The sequence below is a fragment of the Kiritimatiellales bacterium genome, assembly GCA_041656295.1.
Classification (GTDB): Bacteria; Verrucomicrobiota; Kiritimatiellia; order Kiritimatiellales; family Tichowtungiaceae; genus Tichowtungia.
The window spans coordinates 85243-102192 of record JBBADV010000005.1; the positions used below are offsets into that span (position 1 = coordinate 85243).

General features: G+C 52.1%; 14 protein-coding genes. 3 read left to right on the top strand and 11 right to left on the bottom strand.

Going from position 1 to position 16950, the window contains the following annotated elements:
• Nucleotides 1-38 precede the first annotated feature (38 nt).
• The 8 genes from WC959_04645 to WC959_04680 form a co-directional block, all read right to left on the bottom strand.
• Nucleotides 39-866, bottom strand: coding sequence for a MotA/TolQ/ExbB proton channel family protein (locus tag WC959_04645; GenBank protein ID MFA5688419.1), 828 nt, complete (start codon nt 864-866; stop codon nt 39-41).
• Entirely contained in the window at nt 863-1681 is an 819-nt protein-coding gene (locus tag WC959_04650) for a hypothetical protein (protein ID MFA5688420.1), read from the bottom strand. The genes WC959_04645 and WC959_04650 overlap by 4 nt, the downstream gene beginning before the upstream one ends.
• A 454-nt stretch (nt 1682-2135) precedes the next feature.
• The gene (locus WC959_04655) at nt 2136-2540 is read right to left on the bottom strand and encodes a GxxExxY protein (protein MFA5688421.1); all 405 of its coding nucleotides are present in this window, start codon (nt 2538-2540) and stop codon (nt 2136-2138) included.
• A 1-nt stretch (nt 2541) separates the two neighbouring features.
• Nucleotides 2542-4893, bottom strand: a complete 2352-nt coding sequence (locus WC959_04660; GenBank protein MFA5688422.1) for a tetratricopeptide repeat protein — start codon at nt 4891-4893, stop codon at nt 2542-2544.
• Nucleotides 4894-5277: 384 nt separating this feature from the next.
• Nucleotides 5278-5643 carry a VPLPA-CTERM sorting domain-containing protein gene (locus WC959_04665; protein ID MFA5688423.1) on the bottom strand — a complete coding sequence of 122 codons (366 nt, stop codon included), beginning with the start codon at nt 5641-5643 and terminating at the stop codon, nt 5278-5280.
• Nucleotides 5588-6007 carry a hypothetical protein gene (locus tag WC959_04670; GenBank protein MFA5688424.1) on the bottom strand — a complete coding sequence of 140 codons (420 nt, stop codon included), beginning with the start codon at nt 6005-6007 and terminating at the stop codon, nt 5588-5590. Before WC959_04670 ends, WC959_04665 begins: the two co-directional genes overlap by 56 nt.
• A 22-nt stretch (nt 6008-6029) precedes the next feature.
• Nucleotides 6030-6779: a hypothetical protein gene (locus WC959_04675; protein ID MFA5688425.1), complete on the bottom strand. Its 750-nt coding sequence runs from the start codon at nt 6777-6779 to the stop codon at nt 6030-6032.
• A 584-nt stretch (nt 6780-7363) separates the two neighbouring features.
• Nucleotides 7364-7972: a 3'-5' exonuclease gene (locus WC959_04680; protein ID MFA5688426.1), complete on the bottom strand. Its 609-nt coding sequence runs from the start codon at nt 7970-7972 to the stop codon at nt 7364-7366.
• A gap of 139 nt (nt 7973-8111) precedes the next feature.
• Between WC959_04680 and WC959_04685 the strand changes: the two genes are divergently transcribed.
• Nucleotides 8112-8588 (top strand): DUF255 domain-containing protein, encoded by a 477-nt coding sequence (locus tag WC959_04685; GenBank protein MFA5688427.1) that lies wholly within the window; start codon nt 8112-8114, stop codon nt 8586-8588.
• 115 nt (nt 8589-8703) lie between these two features.
• On the opposite strand, the gene fusA is transcribed toward WC959_04685, so the two are convergent.
• Nucleotides 8704-10800, bottom strand: a complete 2097-nt coding sequence (gene fusA / locus WC959_04690) for an elongation factor G (protein MFA5688428.1) — start codon at nt 10798-10800, stop codon at nt 8704-8706.
• Nucleotides 10801-11051: 251 nt separating this feature from the next.
• Here fusA and WC959_04695 point away from each other — a divergent pair, with 251 nt between their 5' ends.
• Together WC959_04695 and glmM are read left to right on the top strand one after the other, a co-directional pair.
• A complete protein-coding gene (locus tag WC959_04695; protein ID MFA5688429.1) occupies nt 11052-12206 on the top strand; it encodes a hypothetical protein in 1155 nt (384 codons plus the stop codon).
• A gap of 6 nt (nt 12207-12212) precedes the next feature.
• Entirely contained in the window at nt 12213-13592 is a 1380-nt protein-coding gene (gene glmM, locus WC959_04700; protein MFA5688430.1) for a phosphoglucosamine mutase, read from the top strand.
• Nucleotides 13593-13654: 62 nt separating this feature from the next.
• Here glmM and WC959_04705 read toward each other — a convergent pair whose 3' ends face one another.
• On the bottom strand, nt 13655-15130 hold the full coding sequence (locus WC959_04705; GenBank protein MFA5688431.1) for a serine hydrolase: 1476 nt from the start codon (nt 15128-15130) through the stop codon (nt 13655-13657).
• Between the two features lie 23 nt (nt 15131-15153).
• Entirely contained in the window at nt 15154-16887 is a 1734-nt protein-coding gene (argS, locus tag WC959_04710; protein ID MFA5688432.1) for an arginine--tRNA ligase, read from the bottom strand.
• Between the last annotated feature and the right edge of the window lie 63 nt (nt 16888-16950).

Here is a 16950-nt window from a genome sequence, read left to right on the forward strand (position 1 = left end):
TCGAAAGCCCACATCAAATGACTTGCGACCTTTGACCTTCAGACCTGCGACTCTCCTTTCACCTTTTTCATCAACTCCAGCGTCAGCGCTTCCATGGTGAGAATAATTTTTGCGGCGCGATTGCGGAAAAACGAAAAGAATCCGAGCGTCGGCACTGCGATGACCAGACCGGCCGCGGTGGTATACAGCGCCTGAGAGATGTTGGTTGCCAGCATCGCATTTTTGGCGGCGCCGGCTTCGGTGCCAAGTGTGGCGAATGCCAGAATCATTCCCTGTACCGTTCCGAGCAGCCCGAGCATCGGCGCGAGATTGCCGACGACATTCAGATAATTAATCCGCTGCATTATTTTTTCGCTTTCAAGGTCGGCAGCAACAGAAACCGCATCCTGTACTGCTTCCATTCCTTCGCCGGCGTCTGAAAAACCGGCCGACAGAATATTCGACAGCGCGCCCGGTTCTCCGCCGCAAAGCGATCCGGCAGTTTGCAGGTCGCCGGAATTCAGTGCGGCGCGAATATTATGAACCAGCGCCGCCGGAATAATCCGCCTGACACGGATTTTAATAAATGAGTCCACAATCAGATAGGTTCCGGCGACCGACAGCGCCGCGAGCGACAGCCACAGAACGACACCGAGAAATCCGCCGTCTAACACTACATCCATAAATCCCGTGCCGGCGACCGGCTCTTCCGCCGCCTGAACGCTTTCGTTCGCGACAATTTCCTGCGCGCGCGCTGTCACGGTGCAAATAGACATTAACACCGCAAACAACAGGCCGGAGGGACAGCGGCCTCGCTGTCCGGTCGCCGGGGCCGGCGACCCTCCAGTTGATTGATTGATGATTTGTTCTACTGATATTTTTTTCATTTCACATCTCCTTTGGCTAAGACTGCAAATTCTGAAGCGGGAAATTCGCTAATCACCCGGTTAAAAAATTCCGGCGCGCGCGGATCGTTCAGCTTTTTCAACGCGACGCCGGTTTTATAAATCGCTTCAGGCTGAACGGCTGTCTGCTCGCGAAACAGAATGACGGTGCGCAGATAGTCGAGCAGGGCCTCTTCCGCCTGACCGGCGGCAAATTTCATATCGCCGCGGATAATCTGCGCCCGTGCCGCCGCTGCGCGCGAACCGCTCGCGATATCTTCATCGACCATCGCCGCAACTTCCGGAATTCTGCCGGCGCCGAGCAGCGCCTGCATATAATGCGTGCGCTCCGCCGGCGATTTTTTTAACTGCGGCTGCACCGCAAACAGCTCTTCATATTCTGCCGCCGCGCCGGCAAAATTTTCCCGTGCCAGTTCAATGCGGGCCAGCATCAGGCTTGCGCGCCGGTCCCAGCCGAGCCAGACATAATCCCTTTTCACACTTTTTAACAGCGCCGCCGCTTCGGCAAGCCGACCGCCCCTGGCGAACGCTTCAACCTGCGCTATCTCCGGCGGCGGATCGGCGGCAGCCTGCTGATAGCCGCCGGCGCGGAATGTTAACACCTGTCCGTTTTTAGTTGTTAACTGCACCGTGCCATCCGCTGACGATTTGATTGCCGTTCCTTCAATCTTCGTTCCCGCGGAATTAATCACATACGGCGCCGGAAAGACCGGAAGCGGGAAGACAGCAACCGCGGATAACACGGATATAAACAGATGCAGATTCTGACTGAGTTTATGTTTATAATTCGTTTTCATCTGTGTACTCTGCAGTTAAATTTCTGACTCCTGACAACTCGTTTTCATAGCGGAATGAATCGCATACGGCAGCGGAAAGATCGCAACCGCGGATAACACGGATATAAACGGATACAGATTCTGACTGAGTTTATGTTTATAATTCATTTTCATCGGTGTAATCCGCAGTTAAATTTCTGACTCCTGACAACTCGTTTTCATAGCGGAATGAATCGCATACGGCAGCGGAAAGATCGCAACCGCGGATAACACGGATATAAACAGATACGGATTCTGACTGAGCTTATTTTTATAATCCGTTTTCATCTGTGTAATCCGTGGTTAAATTTCTGACTCCTGACAACTCGTTTTCATAGCGAATGAATCGCATACGGCAGCGGAAAAAGAGCAACCGCAGATAACACGGATATAAACAGATACGGATTCTGACTGAGTTTATGTTTATAATTCGTTTTCATCTGTGTAATCCGCGGTTAAATTCCTGATTCCTGACAACTCGTTTCCATTGCAGTTTCGAGTATTTAAAATTAATGAGAAGTGCCAGCCGTAAACCGGTTTTAGCGAGGTACCCGATCATTTGAACAACGTGCGTTTCTGTGAACGATTGAACAACTTTCGGGTCAACAATAATCAGATCTTCGACAATTAAGTCAGGGATCAGCTTCCCAATATCATGTCCTTTATATTTCACCGGAAATTGTTTTTGCTGTTCCGTTTTTAATCCCGTTTCCTGCAGCTCTATGGTCAATGCGCGCTCATATAATTTTTCATCCAGGCCGGGTTTTAATTCATTTAATACCGCAATAGCAGCGCCGATGATTTTTCCGCTTACTTCTTCATACAATATGTTTTCTCCCATTTTATCTCTCTCCATCCGCGATATCTGCGGTTAACATCTCTGCAGTCCGGTTTTTCCAGCGCTGAATTTCGTCGGTGTTAATGCGGTCTGAAAACTCGGTGAGCAGGCGGTCGGCATCGGCAAGCAGGTCGTGCGGGCGGTTGAGTTCGAGGTACAGCGGCAGGCTTTCAGTCAGTGCCGGAATTATAAAGTCAGCGTGCTGTGCCGGATCGGCGAGCAGTGCGACGCGCTGCAATGAGGCGAGTTTTTCCGCCGCGCCGGTTTGCGCCCGCGCAAGCTCAAGGGTTGCGCGGTGGATAATTAAATCGTCCGTTGCAACACCAAGCACTTCACTCAGAATACGAATGGCATCGCCGGTTTGTTGTACGGCAGTGAATGCGCGTCCCTGCAGAATTCCGGCATCGAAGAAAAAAGCCGATTCCGGCCAGCGCGCAAACAGCTCGTCAATACGCTGAACCGCCGGTAAAAATTCTCCGGTTTCGAAATGCGCCTGCGCGCGATAAAACAGCACCGGCTCTAAAAACCGCCGCTCGCTGTCGGCATTAAACACCGCAAAGGCTGTCAGTGCGCCGGAATACTCTTTTAAGTTCAGTTGCGCCGTTCCTTTGGCAAAATGCGCCTGCAAAATAAATTCTGACACCGGAAAGTTTGCAATGAAGCGGTTGAGTTCTGACACTGCGGCGGAAAAGTTTTCGAGTTTTGCACAGCAGATTCCCTGATAAAATATAGATTTTTCTAGAAACGGCAGATTAAAGCGCACCGTTTCTTCGGTTACGCCATAATTTTTTTCTGTTGCGGCGAGCGCCGCTTCGAGCGTCCGGTACTGTTCAAGCGCTCTTTCCCATTCGCCTGACTGCCGGCAGCACTCAGCGAAGGCAAAGCGCGCACGCGTGTTTTGCTGCAGATCGGTTTCACCGGAAATGTACGGGGCAAAAAATTTACCGGCGGTATTCCACTCCTCTTTTTCAAATGCGTTCCATGCAAGCCTGCCGAGCGCCGGAATATAAAAGGCCGAATCGCGGTAATCGCGCAGAATTTTTTTCAGGCAGTTTTCTGCGCCGCTCAAATCGCCGGCGGTTCGCAACAGCGATGCCAAACTGAACAGAACACCGGCGGCGCGATTGTGCGCCGGGAACCGGAGGAGATAGTGTTTATAAATCCAGAATGCGAGTTCGTTTTGATTGCCGTCGAGCGCCGTTTTACCGGCGGCGAGCAGTGCGTCCGGCGCAGCAGACGTTTCTGCAAACCGTTCGGCGGTGTAGGCGGCAACTGCTTTTGCGCCGGCGGAATCGGCGGTATGAATCTGACAAATCAGAAGTTCGCGCAGCGCGGCAACAGCGCCGGCGCATTCGGGATATTGATTGAGCGCCGTACAATATTCCGTCAGCGCGGCAGCATAATTTTTTTCGCAGAACAGCCGGCGCGCAATGCGAAACGCGTTCTCTTCAATTTTACCGGCGCTGACGCCGTGATCGATCTCAACCCTCTTTCCGGCGCGTTCAAAGTGTGCGATCAGCCGTTGCGATTTTTCCTGCGCCGGCGGCCCCCATTCACTGCCGCCGTACCGGGCGTAGACATTATAAAACTGCGTGAGCGCCGCGACGTGTTCTCCGGCGTGTTCATAACCAAGTCCCAGCAGATAACGCGCGCCGGCGAGCGGACTGATCTGTTCGACCGGCTGATTCTGGCGGGCGAGATTTTGTTCGAGCTGATACAGCAGTTCGAGCTGTGTTTCGAGGATTGCGGTGGATTCATGCCATTCGCCGCGCCGCTGCATAATACGGTTCCAGGTAACCACAGACTGCCCGAACCAGAGGTCGAGACTGCCGAGCTGAACCTCTTCGCACAGTTTTTTGGCGCGCTCTAAATTTTCCGGCGTTTCGTCTTCGATTAAAAGGGCAGCGAGATTGGCCTTGACGGGACGCAGCGCGCGATCGTCGGTTGAGCGGTCGAGCGCGGTTTCATAGATGTCGCGCCGGTGATAATGAAGGGCGGCCTGCAAAAACTTTTCGTCCAGCGCCGGTTTTGCCGCAAAATAGTTTTTGTACGCGCCCTCTGCGATTGCGCTCTGGTTGGCGCGCAATGCGGTATCGGCCAGAAAAAGCCAGAGCGGTGCCGGATTTTCGAGCGCCGGGATTTGATTCTGTGCGGCGTCAAATTTTTTCCCGGCAATTAGTATTCTGATTTGCAATTCCGGCGCAAAGTGTTCTGCCGCCGAAGAATTTTTGCGCGTACGGTCGAATACTTTTTGGGCCAGCGCCGGAAATCCGGCTTCGGTTAAGCCTGCAATGAATTGCAGCTCTGTTTCAAGCGCCGGCGCGCTGAACCATTGCGCGGCGAAAAAAAGCAGCATGATGCTCCGGCGATTCATGCGCGCAGTTTAGCGGCAACCCGTTTTTATACAAGACTTATAAAGTTATTTAAAATACAAACTTAATGAAGAATTTGACTGCGGATAACACGGATATAAACGGATTATAGCAGTTAATGAATGAAATACCGTTTCAAATTGTAGGGCGCGAACGGTCAAAAAGACCTTCGCGCCGCGGCTGGAAGGGCACTGCCCGTTCCAGCCCTACAAAAACCGGCGCGGCATTTCATTCGTGAACTGCTCTAAAAATTCACTGCATACGTGTACGCGACGAGGGCGTCGCGTCTACGTTTCAGAAACAAAAAAGCCGGCAACCGTTTCCGGTTCCCGACTTTTGACTTTGAGACCTTTAGACTTTCGACTCTCTTATTCTCCTTTACCGAAAACGCGACGGTAGAGTCCGAACACTCCAACAGTGGAAAGCAACAGCAGCGCCGCGGCAGGTTCGGGAACGGGGATAAAAGGAGCCAGCTCCAGCGTGGTCGGGAACTCCTGATTCAGCCGCAAAACCTGATCACTGCCTTCCGTAACCCACTGCCCGGTCAACCCGTTTCCAAAATTAAGAATGGTTCCGGTATCAAGCGAATCAATCTGTGCAGTGGACAGTTCAAAATTACCGCCGGTGCAGTAATAGGCCCACCCGTCTCCTACGGTTATCCCCTGCTGTAGATCAGGATCATCCCCGAAATAGATCCACTGAAAAAATATTCCAACAGTGCTGTCCAGTATCAAATGTTATCGCCAATGGATCGTCACCGGGGCACACCCCCTCCTCATCCGCAGAGACTCCATAAGGATAATCCTCATCCCAACGTTTGATGTATACAGCGTTGTCTGCTGCAGCCCAGGACACATTGCCGGCCAGCACCTCACCCAAAAATACACTGACAATATTCGTTGACCAGTTCAAACTTAACTCCGAGTAACAGATCAGCTCCAGCTGTTCAAGACCGCCGAGCGCAGCGGGAGAATATGTCTGTCCGTTAATTTTAAAAATAAAATTGGAATACGGGGTATCGCTGCCCCATTTCAGTAATACATCCGCCTGCGCTGTTCCGATACTGCACAGCAATGCAATCATCATCCGTTTCTTCATATTTTTCTCCGGTTTTATTTTCTTATGCGCCTTGGCTGAAAAAACGGCGGTAGAGCCCGAACATCCCAGCGGCGGAGAGCAGCAGCAGCGCCGCGGCAGGTTCGGGAATGGCCGCCGGCACAAATGGAGTCATCTCCAGCGTGGTTGGAAACTCCTGATTCAGCCGCAGAACCTGATCGCTGCCTTCTGTAACCCACTGCCCGGTCAACCCGTTTCCAAAATTAAGAATGGTTCCGGTATCAAGCGTATCAATCTGTGCAGTGGACAGTTCAAAATTACCGCCGGTGCAGTAATAAGTCCAATAGGGATCATCCTCGCCGCCTAAGTTCAGCCCCTGCTGCAGATCAGGATCGTCCCCGTGATAGATCAACTGGAGCCAAAATCCAAATTGCTGCCCGATATCGAACGTTATCGCCAAAGGATCAGGACCGTCACACGAGCTTTTTTCATCCGCGGACATTTCCCCTCCGTCAGCGCCTTTCTCATACCACCGTTTCCAATAACCCGCATTAACCGCTTCATCCAGAGATATGTTGCCGGCAAGCATTTCGCCCACAAATACACTGATAGCATTCGTCGACCAGTTCAGCCCGAGGGCCGAGTAGCAGATCATCTGAAGGTTTCCGATACCGATCTTCTCGTGAGAATACGTCTCTCCATTAATTTTAAAAACAAAATTGGAATACAGGTTGTCGCTGCCCCACTTCACCAATACATCCGCCTGCGCTGTTCCGATACAGCACAGCAGTGCAATCATCATCCGTTTTTTCATACTTTTTTCTCCTGCTCTTTTCTACTGCACCGGTATTGACCGCTGCATTCTTCTGCGCATGAACACCCATTCCGTTCAAAACTCAAACCAATCTGCCTATAAGTCAAGTAATACGATACCCTACATATTCTAATTTTTATATAAAGATGCGTTTTTTAAAATTCCAAGAATAGATTTTATCTAAATTGAGAAATTAACTGTGCAAGATACACAGACAGGGGCTTCCCCGAGTTGATTTGCCGCATTTATATCAAATGAACTTAACTGGTATTTTTTACCACGGATGACACGGATATAAACGGATGAAAGAGATATTCTTGCCGGGATTTACAGGATCAACGGGATTTGAATTTTATCCAGTAAATCCTGTTAATCATGTCAAAAAATTCTCCGTTCTCCTGGCTGCCTCTTTGTGAAGATCCGTTTCCATCCGTTTAAATCCGCGGTTAAATCAATACGAATCAGGATAATTTCATATTATTTATTACGCGCCTGCCGGACGCGCCTGCAAATATTGAATCATGCATTGCAGCTGTGCGGGTGTTGACCGCGGTTCCGGTACGGAAAGTTAAACCAAGACTGCTCTAGAAAAGGCCAAGCTGTTCGGGCTGCCCGGTGTATTGCGGAAATTTCATGAGCGGCTGACCGGCGAGTTCAAGCAGTGCGTGAACGCCGGCGGACTGACCGGCTTTTTCGAGCGCTTCAAGGATGCGGGCGAAGAGGCGTCCGCAGTAGATGCTGTCTTCTGCGGCGCGATGAAAAGTGCCGCCGGTGAAGCCGAAATATCCGGCGAGGGTGCCGAGTTTATAGTTGAGCATGCCGGGGAAGACGATGCGGGCGAGCGCACAACTGTCGAGGATAACGCCGGCCGGCGCCGGTGTTCTATGGTCTTCAACAGCTTTGTGCAGGAATTTAAAATCGAACGGCGCATTGTGCGCCACGAGCGGCAGGCTGCCGCAGAATCCGGCGAGCTGCGTTAATGCGGCCGCAATATCCGGCGCGCCGGCAACCATGTCGTCGGTAATGCCGTTGACGGCGGAGGCTTCCGGCGGAATCGGGCGGCCGGGATTGATGAACGTACAGAATGTTTCGACGGGATCAGTTCCGCTGAACCGGACGGCGCCGATTTCGAGGACGGCGTCGGTACGCGGCTGAATTCCGGTGGTTTCCAGATCGAATGCTATAAATTCCATGGGGTCTCTTATACAGAATAAACCATCTGAAAGTCAAAAGCCGAATATCGGGGGAACTCGCGCCGCGCCGAACCTTTGCCCTTTTGAATTGCATAATTTTTTTCTCTCTCACACACTGCTTAAAACTGAAGGAGCTGTTATGAAGAAATTTGGATTTACTGGAATTGTACTGCTGGCAGCACTCGCAATGGCCGGCTGCGACGAGAAAACCGCGACGGAAGCGGCGGTCTGGCAGACGGATTATGACGCGGCGGTGAAACAGGCGACGGAAGAGAATAAATATATTCTGGTCAACATCAGCGGCCTGCAGTGGTGCCGCTGGTGCCGGCTGCTGGAAGAAGAGGTGTTTTCAACGCCGGATTTTATAACGTACGCCAAAGACAATCTCATTTGTGTTCTGCTGGATTTCGGGCGCGACGGACAGCCCACTGCCGCTGAATTTGCGGCGCGGCACAACGCACTGCTGGAGCGTTATCAGATCCAGGGTTTTCCGACGGTGCTGATCCAAAAACCGGACGGCAAGACAATTGTCCGCACCGGATACCAGCGCGGCGGCCCTGAAAATTATGTGAAGTTTATACAGGGCGTGATCGAAAAAGATAACGGCACAAACTGACCCGGACAGGCATTTTTAATTTGATCGTGACGGGGCTGCCGAACCCGTCCTGCCGGTTTTGCTCTGAATAAAAAACCGCGCTTTCCAGCGCGGCTTTTTGTTTGCGGTGTGAATTTTATTCTTCGCCGCCGCGGACTTTGCCTTCCGCCCGGCGCTTCTTCACAACTTCTTCGGCAATGGAGAACGGTACAGCTTCATAATGCTCAAAAGTCATTGTAAAGGTGGCGCGTCCCTGTGTGAGCGAACGCAATGTATTGGAGTAACCGAACATTTCGCTCAGCGGCACATGGCCTCTAACCAGTTTCATGCCGCCGCGCTCATCCATGGATTCAATGCGTCCACGGCGCTGACAGATGGTTCCGTTGACCGGTCCCATATATTCTTCCGGCATCGTGACTTCGATGGACATGACGGGTTCGAGCAGGTGCGGATGACCTTTCATAAAGAGCTGTTTAAAGCCTTGGCGCCCGGCGATTTGAAATGCGAAATCGCTGGAGTCGACATCATGATACGAACCGTCAATCAGATTGACACGCATATCAACGACCGGATAACCGGCATACGGGCCGCTTCCGAGCGCCTGAATAATTCCTTTTTCCACAGACGGAATGTATTCCTGCGGAATGCGTCCGCCGACAATTTTGTTATTGAATTCAAATCCGCTGCCCGCAGTGAGCGGCTCAAGCTCCAGCACAACGTGGCCGTATTGGCCGCGTCCGCCGGATTGTTTGGCGTGTTTGTAGGAACCGTTGGACGGCGAGGTTGCCGTTTCACGATACGCCACTTCAGGACGTCCGACTTCCGCCTGAACGCCGAATTCACGTTTCAGGCGGTCGACAATAATTTCGAGGTGCAGTTCGCCCATGCCGGAAATAATGGTTTCACTGGTTTCCTGATCGAACGACACAGTGAAGGTCGGATCTTCTTCGGCGAGGCGGTGGAGCGCTTCGCTGAGTTTTTCACTGTCACTCTGCGACACCGGTTTAATTGAAATGCTGATGACCGGCATAGGGAACTCCATCGCTTCGAGAAAAATTTCCTCTTCCTGTGAGCACAGCGTATTGCCGGTTTTAGTCTCCGTCAGACCGATCACTGCAACGATATCGCCGGCAACGGCTTGATCCAGTGTTTCCTGCCGGTTGGCATGCATGCGCAGGATACGGCCGACACGCTGCTTTTTCTGCTCAGAACTGTTCCAGACGGTGGAGCCGCTTTCGAGTGTGCCGGAATACATGCGGATATAGGTCAGTTTGCCCATGTGTTTATCGGACATAATTTTGAATGCCAATGCGGCCAGCACTTCATTATCATCCACTTTGCGTTGATTTTCCGGACGGCGCGTGCAAACAATCCCCCGGATTTCGTTCGGCGCCGGCAGAATATTAATGACGCCGTCGAGCAGGCGCTGAATGCCTTTGTTCTTAAATGCAGAGCCGCAGTAGACCGGCACCACCTGACGGGCGCAGGTGGCTTTGCGCAGGATTTTTAAAATTTCATCTCTTGAGAGATCACCTTCCTCAAAGAATTTTTCGAGCACCTCCTCGTCCTGTTCAGCACATTTTTCAACCAGATTCGCGCGCCATTTTTTGGCTGTCTCCATCAGTTCTTCCGGAATCGGCTCTTCGCGGAAGCTGGTACCCTGTCCGACCTCATCATAATATACCGCAACCATTTCAATCAGATCGACAATTCCCGTAAAGTTTTCCGATGAACCGATGGGAATAACCACCGGAACGGCATTCGCACCGAGCTGTTTGTGGATGTTTTCTACAACATAGAAAAAGTCCGCGCCGATACGATCCATCTTATTAATGAATGCAATTTTCGGCACCTCATAGCGTTCAGACTGGTACCACACCGTTTCGGACTGCGGCTGCACACCGCCGACTGCGCAGAACAGCGCAATCGCTCCGTCGAGAATACGCAGCGAACGCTCCACCTCCATCGTAAAGTCCACGTGTCCGGGGGTGTCAATCAGGGAAATCTGGTGATCGCGCCACATGCAGGTAGTCGCTGCCGAAGTGATTGTAATGCCGCGTTCCTGCTCCTGGGCCATCCAGTCCATCGTTGCGGCGCCGTCATGCGTTTCGCCGAGCTTATGGGACCGGCCGGTAAAAAAAAGTATACGTTCGCTCACGGTGGTTTTGCCCGCGTCGATGTGCGCCATAATTCCAATATTACGCACTTTAGATAAAGGTACTGATCTGGCCATACGTCTGTCTCACTGTTTTTTTGTTACATTTCTACAAAATTAAATAAAAAGAGCGTAAAAGTAAGCCACTTCATCCCCGCCGGTTCAAGCGGAAACGAAAAATTTTTTCTGCACGCTTCAAATGTTCTGCCGAACCCGTACCCTGCAGATCAAATGCCGCACTGTCTTATGATATAAAAAACTTTAACAGCAGTAATTTTTGAATTTCGAAATGTCTTGTCCGCCGGCCGATTTTTTGTAGCCTTATTCGAATGGATAACGATGTTTTTATTTCGCCGGAAGTTGATCTGAAACGGATTTCCCCGACGGCCGTCTTTTATCCCGGCTGCCGGATTTACGGCGAGAAAACATCCATCGGACCCGACTGTATTCTTGGCGCAGAAGCACCGCTCACATTGAATAACTGTCAGCTTGGCCGCACGGTTAAACTGAAAGGCGGCTGGTGTTCCGGATCCGTGTTTTTCAATGGCACAAGCCTCGGCAGCGGTGCGCATGTGCGCGAAGGCACTATTATGGAAGAAAATTCCGCCGGCGCGCATACTGTTGGACTTAAACAGACGGTTCTTTTCCCCTTTGTGCAGCTCGGCAGTCTGGTTAATTTTTGTGATGTGCTGATGGCGGGCGGCACGGGCAGTAAAAACCACAGCGAAGTCGGTTCATCCTATATTCATTTTAATTTCACGCCGCATCAGGATAAAGCCACCGCATCGCTGGTCGGCGATGTGCCGCGCGGCGTGCTGCTGGACCAGCAGCCTGTTTTTCTCGGCGGACAGGGTGGACTCGCCGGTCCGGCACGGATTGCGTACGGCACCGTAATTCCGGCGGGAACGGTATGCCGGAAAGATGTGCTCGAAGAAAATACGCTGTACGTACCCGAGCCGCTTGCGCCGCAACGTGCACCCTATAATCACGGCGTCTACAAGGATATCCGGCGCCTCATTTACAACAATTTGACTTATATCGGAAATATGTATGCCCTGATGGCGTGGTATCAGGGAGTCCGTATGCTGTTTGTACGCGACGATTTTGACCGTGCCGTCATTACCGGCGCGCTGAAAAATCTGGATTTAATTCTTGGCGAACGGCTCAACCGGCTGGAACAGCTCGCCGGGAAAATGAACTATTCCATTGAAAAACTGAAAGATTCCGGTGCCGAATTCGCCGCACTGGTTGAACAGCAGCAGGCGTTCTCCGGTGCATGGAGCAGGCTGCGCATAAAAATCGAAACCCTTGAAACACCGGCCGCCGGGCCGGTGCTGCTGCGTGAAATCGAAGCCGCCGGTAAAGACACCTACATCGCCGCAATAACAAATCTGACTGCTGATGCTCGCGCTGATGCAGCCGGCTGGCTGCAGCCCATTGTTGATCAGGTCACCGGTCTCTGGAGCTTTTCTAACAACGAATAACCACCAATGAACAACAAAACTATGGGAAAACTTTTTGGAACCGACGGCGTTCGCGGTATGGCGAACATGGGAAACATGACAGCGGAGCAGGCGCTCGAAATCGGCCGCGCCGTTGCGTATGTGTGCAAAAAATATCATAACGACTGCCGCATCCGCCCGCGCATTGTCATCGGCAAAGACACACGCCTCAGCGGTTACATGCTCGAAAATGCGCTCACTGCCGGTGTCTGTTCGATGGGCGTCGACGTTTTACTGCTCGGTCCGCTGCCGACGCCCGGTGTTGCATTCATTACGCAGGATATGCGCGCCGATGCCGGCATTGTCATTTCCGCATCACACAACCCCTATCACGATAACGGCATTAAAATTTTTTCGCGCACCGGCTATAAGCTTCCTGATGCCGAAGAAGAGGAGATCGAAAAACTCATTTCAGGCCGAACGCTGCGCGACATCCGCTCCACCGAAGATCAGATTGGCAAAGCCAAACGCATCGACGATGCTGCCGGCCGTTACATCGTATTCTGCAAAAATACATTCCCGGAAAACCTGACGCTTGACGGAATGAAAATTGTTCTCGATTGCGCCAACGGCGCATCATACAAAGTTGCGCCGACTATATTTTCTGAGCTCGGCGCGGAGGTTGCGGCGATTCATGTGGAACCGGATGGAATGAATATTAATGCCGGCTGCGGCTCACAGCATACGCAGGACTTGCGCGCCAAAGTTCTCGCAACCGGCGCCGATGTCGGACTGGCCTTTGACGGCGACGCCGACCGGTTAATTGCTGTTGACGAGACCGGCGCCGAGCTTTCCGGTGATCAGATTATTGCAATCTGCGCGGCACAGATGAAAAAGAGTGGACAGCTTGCAAACAACCTCGTCGTCGGAACCGTTATGGCGAATGTCGGATTCCTTACAGCGATGAAGGAGCAGCACATTGATGTCGCCGTCACGCAGGTCGGCGACCGCTATGTGCTCGAGAAAATGCTCGCCAGCGGCGCCGTCATCGGCGGCGAATCGTCCGGGCACATTATTTTTCATAAGCATCATTCCACCGGCGACGGAATGATCGCCGCGCTGCAGCTGCTCGCCATCATGCGTGCAACCGGTAAACCGCTTTCCGGGCTCGCAAAAATAATGAGCGTATTCCCGCAGCGGCTGATCAACATCGACGTCAAAGAAAAACCGCCCGTCGAAGAAATCACCGGGCTGCCCGCCGCCGTCAAAAAAGCTGAAGAAGAACTCGGCGGCAAAGGCCGCGTGCTCATCCGCTATTCCGGCACACAGAACATGTGCCGCGTCATGGTGGAAGGTCCAACCGATGAAATCACCGGTCGTCTCGCCGAAACTCTCGCCGGTGTGGTTCGCTCCGCGATTGGTGAGTGATGTTCAGCGCCGGGAATCATGAATTTTTAAACTCATGATTTGAAAACATAATCTCGTCGGAATTATTTTCCGGGCGTCATGCATCCGGTCGCGATTCCTTCGTATTCATCGAAAAACATTTCAGCATACTTTGTGCTGTAAACCGTTAGTTCATTCTCATGGAAAGAAAAACTTATTTTTAACGTGCCCAGATAATCATCCGTTGTATAACAGCACAACACCAGCGTGTTATCATCCGCCCAGGCCGCAGAAGCATGACAATCATATCCTTTGCCTGCGGATTTCATCATCGTTCGGCCGAAATAGTGTGTCTCAGGAAATTCCTGGCGTATCTGTTTACCGAATCCGAAACGCAGGCTGTGCGTGCCGGTGGCATTCTCGTAGAACCATTCGCCTGACTCTGCCTCGAATGCAAAGTGCATTTTTTTGATACCCATCGAGTTTTGCGCCATTACATATTCGCGTCCGGCGACCTGTACCGCCGCAGATGACGTCGTGTTTCCGGCGACAGGTGTCAATGAAAGTCCGGCAGTATATGCTGTCAGAGCGCGTGTCGCCTCGGGATTTTCCGGCAGCGGTTCATCTGACAGCGCCGGCAGCAGCATATCCCATACTGCGTTCATGATCAGTGTATCTCCCGGCAAAATGGATTGCGTATCTGCCAGTGTGACTACGATGAGATCAGCTTCCGGCACACACAGCACCAGCTGGCTTCCCATGCCGCGGCAGGCAAATCCGTGCGGCGTGCGCCAGAATTGATAGCCATATCCCAGACTGTGTTCAGGCCAAACACCGCCAACGCGGTTATCCACTCGTACGCTCACGGCCCGGCGCATAAAATCGCCAGGAATCAGCTGTTTGCCGTTAAACATACCGGACTGCATGCATACCTGCCCGAATCGAAGCAGATCGCGGGCGGAACACAGTATGCCGGATCCCATCCAGTCATGTCCGCATGGCGTTTGAATGCATTGGATGTCTTCACGCATGCCTGCCGGAATAAACAGCCGTTCGCGCAGGAATTCAGTTGTCTCCATGCCGGTCAGACGCTGAACCAGCATCCCCAGCATGACTGAGGCGAGCGTGTCATAACGAAAAAATGTGCCCGGCGGATGGTCTGCTTCCATCGTAAAAAATGCCTTTGTCCAGTCGGCATAATGCATGTAGCTGCCCCGGGCAAAAGGCGTGCGCATCTCCAGCAGATTTTCAACTGTTGTGCGGGCAATGCAGGGATGAACATCGCAGTTTTTATATTCAGGGAAATAATCAATTACGCAGTCAGACAGCGCCAGTTTTCTATCGCCCGCCAGTATGCCGATGGCCACGCTGGCAAAACTCTTTGATATCGAGTACGCGCGATGAAGAGAGTCTTTATTAAAGGGCTCCCAGTACGCCTCAGCCGCCGGTTTCCCGTAACGCATGATCGCCAGCGCATGCATCGGCAGTCCCTGACGCTCCAACTGTTCTAATAGCTGCAGGATTTTTTCTGAAGGGATACCGACATCCTCAGGTGTTGTTTCTGTCGATTTAGAGTCCATTACGGTTACCATTTATTAATACGTCAAATCCGATCCGGGGTTTCAATGCCGAGCAGGGCGAGTCCGTTTTTAAGAACGGCGGCAGTGAGAGAGCAGAGGCGGATGCGGCTCTCGCGGATACCCTCTTCAGCTTTAAGGAACGGCACGTTTTGATAAAACGAACTGTAGAGCTGTGAAAGTTCATAGAGATAATCGGCGAGTACGCTCGGCCGGTTAAGTTTGGCGGCGGTGACAACGGCGGCGGCAAAACGGCAGAGTTTTAAAGCGAGCCGGCGTTCGGACGCTGCGGTGATGAGAATCGGAAAATCATCAGGATTTCTCCCGGGGAACCGGGCGGCATATTTATCGCGCACGCTGGCAATGCGCGCATACGCATATTGCAGATACGGCGCCGAATTGCCGTCCATCGCAAGCGCTTTTTCCCAGGTGAAGGTGACAAGGCTCTGCGGGTTCTGACTGAGATCGGTATATTTGACGGCGCCGGTTCCCACCGCACGCGCCACGTCGCGCTGCTGCGCTTCGTCCATCTCCGGGCTGGAGCGTTTAACCACATCCAGCGCGCGCGCTTCAGCTTCGTTGAGCAGGTCTTCGAGTTTAATGACGTTGCCTTCGCGCGTTGAAAAGGTGGCTTCCGGCAGACGCATGAGTCCGAACCAGACGTGCGTAAGTCTGGTTTCAACGCCGAGTTTTTTACAGAGCGCAAAGAACTGTTTAAAGTGCAGCTGCTGGCGTTCATCCGTGACGTAAATGATCTCTGCCGGCTGAAATTCGGCAGTGCGCGAAAGTACAGTGGCAATGTCGGTGGTGGTGTAATTATAACCGCCGTCGCTCTTGCGCACGATAGCAACATTCAGACCCTCATCCTCAAGATCGCAAATCAGTGCGCCGTCGCTTTCTTTGATCAGATTTTTTGCATTGAGCTTTTCAATGACGCCGGCGAGCTGATCGTTATAAAAACTTTCCCCGCGATAAAGATCAAATTTGATGTCGAGCCGTTTATAGATTTTATCAAATTCGCCAAGCGTAAGTTCGACAAATTTTTCCCACAGTGCGCGATTTTCAGGATCGCCCTGCTGCAATTTGACGAGTTCCGCTTTCGCACGCTCGCGCCACGTTTCGTCCTCTTTTGAACGGTTGTAGCTCTGCACATAGATGCGTTCGAGTTCTTCCACCGGCGCAGTTTTCAGTGCGTCCTGATTGGCGAATTCACGGTAGCCAAGAATGATAAGTCCGAATTGCGTTCCCCAGTCGCCGAGGTGGTTATCAGCAATCACGTTGTAACCGATCGCGCGGTACAGGCGGTCGAGCGCGTTACCGATAACAGTGGAACGGATGTGCCCGATGTGCATCGGTTTTGCGACGTTCGGGCTGGAATAGTCGATGATAACCGTTCTGCCTTCACCAAGATCCGGCAGTCCCGGCGCATCGCCGGTTTGCAGGCGCTGAAGTTCTGCGGCGATAGAATCCGTTTTCAGATAAATATTAATAAAGCCCGGACCGGCGATTTCAATTTTTTCAACCTCTTCCGGCAGAACGGCAGTGTCGACAAACTTTTGAGCAATCGCGCGCGGACTGGCTTTCAGTTCTTTCGCCAGCTTCATCGCGGCTTCGCATTGACAGTCGCCAAACTGTTCATTACGGCCCGGGATGACGCCGATGGCATCGGCAAGCGGTACAGCATCCGGAAAACATGCGATGAATGTTTCAGCGCACCACGCAGAAAGTCGCGTTTCGATTGAATAATTTTTACTGTTCATAGCCCAGACTTTCATGAGGTTTGGAGCCGGAAATGAAAGCACAGTTTGGAATCCTGTTAAAGT